The organism is Streptococcus sp. SS-4456, assembly GCF_036680365.1.
Classification (GTDB): Bacteria; Bacillota; Bacilli; order Lactobacillales; family Streptococcaceae; genus Streptococcus.
Window position 1 is genome coordinate 1 of sequence record NZ_JAVIHI010000070.1, and the last position, 3,125, is coordinate 3,125.

General features: G+C 40.2%; 6 protein-coding genes. All 6 read left to right on the top strand.

Features of this window, described 5'->3' with window-relative positions; translation table 11 throughout:
* The first annotated feature begins 26 nt into the window (after positions 1 to 26).
* Positions 27 to 239 carry a DUF4314 domain-containing protein gene (locus RFK25_RS11265; protein WP_024399324.1) on the top strand — a complete coding sequence of 71 codons (213 nt, stop codon included), beginning with the start codon at positions 27 to 29 and terminating at the stop codon, positions 237 to 239.
* A 1-nt stretch (position 240) separates the two neighbouring features.
* Entirely contained in the window at positions 241 to 471 is a 231-nt protein-coding gene (locus RFK25_RS11270) for a hypothetical protein (protein ID WP_018374774.1), read from the top strand.
* A 50-nt stretch (positions 472 to 521) separates the two neighbouring features.
* The gene (locus RFK25_RS11275; RefSeq protein WP_044755710.1) at positions 522 to 995 is read left to right on the top strand and encodes a phage terminase small subunit P27 family; all 474 of its coding nucleotides are present in this window, start codon (positions 522 to 524) and stop codon (positions 993 to 995) included.
* Entirely contained in the window at positions 992 to 2,584 is a 1,593-nt protein-coding gene (locus RFK25_RS11280; RefSeq protein WP_332413520.1) for a terminase large subunit, read from the top strand. Before RFK25_RS11275 ends, RFK25_RS11280 begins: the two co-directional genes overlap by 4 nt.
* Before the next feature lie 70 nt (positions 2,585 to 2,654).
* Complete coding sequence (locus RFK25_RS11285) at positions 2,655 to 2,912, top strand: type II toxin-antitoxin system Phd/YefM family antitoxin (RefSeq protein ID WP_018374772.1); 258 nt, start codon at positions 2,655 to 2,657, stop codon at positions 2,910 to 2,912.
* A partial coding sequence (locus RFK25_RS11290) for a type II toxin-antitoxin system death-on-curing family toxin (protein ID WP_332413521.1) occupies positions 2,909 to 3,125 on the top strand: 217 nt, incomplete at its 3' end. The genes RFK25_RS11285 and RFK25_RS11290, both read left to right, overlap by 4 nt.

Here is a 3,125-nt window from a genome sequence, read left to right on the forward strand (position 1 = left end):
GGCATTCGATATGTTTGGAGAATAATATGGACACAAAAATTTTCAATAACCTAAAGACAATCTATCCGGTTGGTACAAAGGTTAGATTAGTAAAAATGGATGATCCACATCCAGTTCCTAAAGGAACACTTGGTACAGTTATTGGAGTGGATGACATTGGCTCACTCTTAGTTAAGTGGGAAAATGGCAGTTGCCTGAATGTTTTATATGGAATAGATATCGTGGAAAAGGTAAAGTAAGATGTGGGAAATAATGACTCGAACGGTTGGTGATAGGCATTACGTTTGTGAATTTCTCCGTGAAGATACAACAGACCCGAGAAATATAGACGGTGCTTGGATTAGAATTCTGACAATAAAACGTGATGGTGAATATATCTACCAATATAGATATGGGAATGAAATAGATAACATGGACGATATTGATAGAACAGTTTGTCAGGCTGTTCTTGATAACTTTAATGAACTTTAGGAAGGAACTCGAATTGAGTTCTTTTTTCTTACTCTAAAGGAGGTGAGATTGTGGCAATCAGGGGGCGAAAACCAAAGCCAACGAATATGAAAATACTTGAGGGAAATCCTGGTAAGCGACCACTTCCTACGAATGAAGTCAAACCCAAACAAAAAGCCCCACGTTGCCCACAGTGGCTTGAAGATGATGCAAAGAAGGAGTGGAAAAGGATGGGAAAAATTCTCGAACAAATGGGAATTTTAACCGAAATGGACATGACTGCATTTGCAGGATATTGTCAAGCTTACGCACGCTGGAAAGAGGCGGAAGAGTTTCTTACCAAGCATGGCTCCATTATCAAAACCCCGAATGGTTATCTGCAACAAGTCCCTCAAGTCTCTATCAGCCAGACTAACTTAAAAATCATGCTTAAATTCTGTGAACAATTTGGTTTAACACCATCAGCACGTAACCGTTTAGCGACGATGGATTCGGAAGTTGGTACTGGTGATGAAATGGAAGATTTGTTAGGAGGAACTTTATGAGCTATCATTATGAACCAAGTCCATTCATGCTTCCAACCTCACACTATGATAAGGTAAAGGCTGATAGGGCAGTAACATTTATCAATAACCTCTCCCATACCAAAGGCAAGTGGGCAGGAAAGCGATTTGATTTGTTGCCGTGGCAGGAACAGATTGTTCGTGATCTATTTGGGATTGTGAAAGAAGATGGTAACCGTCAGTTCTTAACTGCCTATATTGAAATTCCAAAGAAGAATGGTAAGTCTGAGCTAGCAGCAGCTATCGCTCTTTATCTACTTTATGCGGATAATGAAGCCAGTGCGGAAGTTTATGGTGCGGCTTGTGACCGAAACCAAGCGTCAATCGTGTTTGATGTAGCCAAACAGATGGTACAGATGAGTAGACCGCTTGAGAAACGCTCAAAGATTATGGGGGCGACAAAGAGGATAGTGAATTATTCTAACGCTGGGTTTTACCAAGTTCTTTCAGCAGAGACTGGGACAAAGCATGGACTAAACGTATCTGGCTTGGTCTTTGATGAAATCCACGCTCAGCCTAATCGTCATTTGTATGATGTATTAACCAAGGGGTCAGGAGACGCAAGGGAACAACCCCTCTTTTTTATTATCACAACATCTGGAACGGATAGGAACTCTATCTGTTACGAATTGCATTCCAAAGCATTGGATATTCTGAATGGTAGAAAGAAGGATACTTCATTCTATCCAGTGGTTTATGGATTATCCGATGAAGATGATTGGAATGATGAAGCAAACTGGAGAAGAGCCAACCCTTCACTAGGTCATACTATTGGGATTGACCGTGTTAGAGAAGCCTACCAACAGGCACTTGATAACCCAGCAGAAGAGAATGTCTTTAAGCAGCTTCGTCTAAATATGTGGACAAGCTCAAGCGTTGCTTGGATTCCAGAACATGTTTATGCCAAAGGAAATGATCCTATTCAATATGAAAGCCTCAAGGGTCGTAGTTGCTATGCAGGGCTAGACCTGTCTAGTACGTCCGATATAACAGCTTTTGTCTTGGTATTTCCTCCTAGATTTGAAGAGGAAAATTATATCGTACTGCCATACTTTTGGCTACCTGAGGATACATTGGAACTGCGGTGTCGACGTGACCATGTTCTGTACGATGTCTGGGAGCGTCAAGGCTACATCAAAACTACAGAGGGTAATGTCGTTCACTACGGTTTTATCGAAAAGTTTATTGAAGACTTATCGGAAATTTATCATATCAAGGAGATAGCCTATGACCGTTGGAATGCGACACAGATGGTTCAGAATCTAGAAGGTATGGGTTTGACCATGGTGCCTTTCGGTCAGGGATACAAGGATATGAGTCCACCTTCAAAGGAACTCTATAAACTGATGATGGAAGGTAAGATTCAACATGGTGGGCATCCAGTTCTTAAATGGATGGGACAAAACGTAGTCATGAGACAAGACCCTGCTGGTAATATCAAGCCTGATAAGGAAAAGTCAGTCGAGAAGATTGACGGTATTGTAGCACTCATTATGGGACTAGATCGTTGTATTCGTCATCAAACCGATGAAGGAAGTGTTTATGATGAACGTGGAATATTGAGTTTTTAGGATGAAAATAACCTAAATAGGTTGAATATATCCTAAAAAGTGGTAGAATAGTGAAAAGGAGGATATTACCATGCAAATCAATATTGAAAACCTAGTCTCTATTTCTGAAGCAAATCAAAACTTTTCTAAGGTAGCTCGTATGGTCGATACGAATGGTACTGCAGTAATATTGAAAAATAACACACCAAAGTATGTATTAGTGGACTATCAGAGTCTAATTAAAGAGGAACAGGCAACCCCTACGGTTGTTGAACAATCAACTTTGGATGAAGTTGCGACTTCGGTTTTATCACGCCATCTTGATGCATTTAAGGAATTGGCAAAATGAAAGTATTAACTGTTGAACAGGTTATTGAATTACACACAAGGTTAATTCAAGCTACTGGGGGGTTAGATGGTGTTAGGGATGTTGGTTTAATAGAATCTTCACTATCTTCAGCTTTTAGTACTTATTTTGGTGTTGAGAAGTATCCAAGTATTGAAGAAAAGGCTGCTAGACTTTGTTATTCGCTAGTTAATAATCATGCCTTCCTTGATGGGA

Coding starts and splice junctions, on each gene's coding strand:
- RFK25_RS11270 (WP_018374774.1), top strand. CDS start 241: ATGTGGGAAATAATGACTCGAACGGTTGGTGATAGGCATTACGTTTGT.
- RFK25_RS11285 (WP_018374772.1), top strand. CDS start 2,655: ATGCAAATCAATATTGAAAACCTAGTCTCTATTTCTGAAGCAAATCAA.
- RFK25_RS11265 (WP_024399324.1), top strand. CDS start 27: ATGGACACAAAAATTTTCAATAACCTAAAGACAATCTATCCGGTTGGT.
- RFK25_RS11280 (WP_332413520.1), top strand. CDS start 992: ATGAGCTATCATTATGAACCAAGTCCATTCATGCTTCCAACCTCACAC.